The sequence below is a fragment of the Streptomyces sp. NPDC058469 genome, from assembly GCF_042721125.1.
In the GTDB taxonomy this organism is placed as follows: Bacteria; Actinomycetota; Actinomycetes; order Streptomycetales; family Streptomycetaceae; genus Streptomyces.
Genome location: NZ_JBHXME010000339.1, coordinates 1 through 2471 on the forward strand (window position 1 = coordinate 1; position 2471 = coordinate 2471).

Annotated in this window: 2 protein-coding genes and 1 pseudogene; all 3 read left to right on the plus strand. The window is 70.2% G+C overall.

All coding sequences use genetic code 11. The features are described from left to right. A pseudogene (locus tag ACFWP5_RS52240) lies at positions 1-549 on the plus strand (metal-binding protein); the annotation flags it as partial. Positions 550-591: 42 nt separating this feature from the next. Then, positions 592-1017 carry an NUDIX hydrolase gene (locus tag ACFWP5_RS52245; protein ID WP_384174473.1) on the plus strand — a complete coding sequence of 142 codons (426 nt, stop codon included), beginning with the start codon at positions 592-594 and terminating at the stop codon, positions 1015-1017. 223 nt (positions 1018-1240) lie between these two features. Next, positions 1241-2365 carry a phosphate ABC transporter substrate-binding protein PstS gene (gene pstS / locus ACFWP5_RS52250; protein WP_384174476.1) on the plus strand — a complete coding sequence of 375 codons (1125 nt, stop codon included), beginning with the start codon at positions 1241-1243 and terminating at the stop codon, positions 2363-2365. Positions 2366-2471: the final 106 nt, after the last annotated feature.

The following is a 2471-nucleotide window of genomic DNA, read 5'->3' on the forward strand; positions in this document are numbered from 1 at the left end:
CACTCCACCGCGCTGCAGGCCCTCGGCTCCTCCCGCTTCCCCGCGGTCGCCGACAAGGACGCCGTCCTCGCCAGCGAGGTCCCACTGACCCCGGCCGCGGCCGGCGCCGACCTGCGCCCGCTGGCCGCCGCCGCCGGGCAGCGCCTCACCGACGCGGTCACCGCGCTTCCCCTGGTCACCGCCGGGCACCCGTACAACGCGGAGGCCCTGATCCACGGCCTCTCCCCCGACCCCGCCCCGCACCCCCAGGACGGCCCCTGGCACCAGGTCCGCCTGCTGCTGCGCCTGCACCGCTACGCCGGCGAGGTCCTGCACGCGGACGGCGCGCCGATGGACGTACGCCTGCTGACGGCCGGCCGGGCCCTCAATCTGCACCGGGACGCCGCGGAGGCCGCAGCGGCGGCCGCGGCGGCGGCCCGCACCCCGCGCATCGCCCCGGCGACCGCGTACGCGCTCGGAGTGCTCCATGCCGACCAGCGCCACGAGGTGGAGGCGGCCCGCTTCGCCTTCCAGCAGTCGTGGCAGAAACAGGCGGTGGGCACGCTCTGACGCCCCGCACCACACCCCCGCAGAGGAGACGGTGAACTACCAGTGACTTCCTCCCCGAACGACACCACCGTCCAGGCAGCCGGCTGCGTCCTGTGGCGCCGGTCCCCGATGGACGGGGGGCTGGAGATCTGTCTGGTCCACCGTCCCAAGTACGACGACTGGTCCCATCCAAAAGGCAAGCTCAAGCGCGGCGAGGAACCCCTCACGGGTGCTCGGCGCGAGGTCGCCGAGGAGACCGGATACGCGGCTACCGCCGGTGCCGTGCTGCCCACCGTGCGTTACCTTGCGAACGGGCGGCCGAAGCGGGTCCGGTACTGGGCGGCCGAGGCCGGCGAGGGCGGTTTCACGCCGAACACCGAGGTGGACCGCATCCTGTGGCTCTCTCCTACGGCCGCCCGCAACCGCCTGACCCAGCCGAGGGACCGCACCCTCGTGGACGCGCTCCTGACCGCGCTGCACCTGGCATAGTCCGGGATCACCTCGTGTCCTCGACGTGAGCGTTCCGTGACCTAACCGCACCGCCCACAGGGGTTCACCCTCCGTTCACTTATGCCCATAGGCGCCTTCACCTGTTCTGCCTACTTTCGGCCTTACGCGATGCGAGCCGCGACCTGGGGGTCGCACCCGTGTCACCCCGTCTTCGCACGCCGCCGTAATTCAGGACGGCGGCTCTCGGAAGGAACTCCCTCAAGTGAAGCTTCAGCGCATGAACCGGCGGGCCCTCACCCTCGGTGCTCTCGCCGTCTCCGGCGCCCTGGCCCTCACGGCGTGCGGCTCGGACGACAACGGCGGCTCGACGAGCAGCAGCAGCTCCTCGGCGGCCGACGCCAGCTCGATCAAGTGCGACAACGCCAAGGGTCAGCTGCTCGCCGACGGCTCGTCCGCGCAGAAGAACGCGATCGACGCGTGGGTCAAGGCGTTCAGCCAGGCCTGTGGCGTCCAGATCAACTACAAGGGCGGCGGCTCCGGCGCCGGTGTCACCTCCTTCAACCAGGGTCAGCTGGCCTTCGCCGGTTCCGACTCCGCGCTGAAGCCCGAAGAGGTCACCGCCTCCAAGCAGGTCTGCTCCGGCGGCCAGGGCATCGACCTCCCGATGGTCGGCGGCCCGATCGCGCTCGGCTACAACGTCCCGGGTGTCGACAACCTGGTCCTGGACGCCCCGACGCTCGCGAAGATCTTCGACAGCAAGATCACCAAGTGGAACGACGCGGCGATCAAGAAGCTGAACCCGTCCGCCACGCTGCCCGACCTCAAGATCCAGGCGTTCCACCGCTCGGACGAGTCCGGCACCACGGACAACTTCACCAAGTACCTGATCGCCACCACCGCGGCCAACTGGAAGTACTCCGGCGGCAAGGCCTGGCAGGCCAAGGGCGGCCAGTCCGCGGCCGGCTCCGCGGGCGTCGCCCAGCAGGTCAAGGCGACCTCGGGTGCCATCGGCTACTTCGAGCTCTCCTACGTCGGTGACGGCGTGAAGGCCGTCAGCATCAACACCGGCGCCTCCGCCCCGGTCGCCCCGAGCACGGACAGCGCCACGAAGGACATCGCCGCCGCCCAGGTCGTCGGCACCGGTTCGGACCTGACGCTGAAGCTGGACTACAACACCAAGGCCGACGGCGCGTACCCGCTCACCCTGGTCACCTACGAGATCGTCTGCGACAAGGGCAACAAGGCCGCCACGCTGCCCGCGACGAAGGCGTTCCTCACCTACATCGCCAGCGAGGACGGCCAGAAGGTCCTCAGCACCATCGACTACGCGCCGATCCCCGACGCGATCATCACCAAGGTCCGCAGCACCATCGCGGGCCTGAGCTAATCCGAGTGTGCGGCCGCACGCGCTTGACCGTGATGTTCGGGTCGTGGAAGCCGGTCAGGGCCTGGTCGATGGCCTTGTTGGTGGCGGCGGACTCCCAGGTCATGAG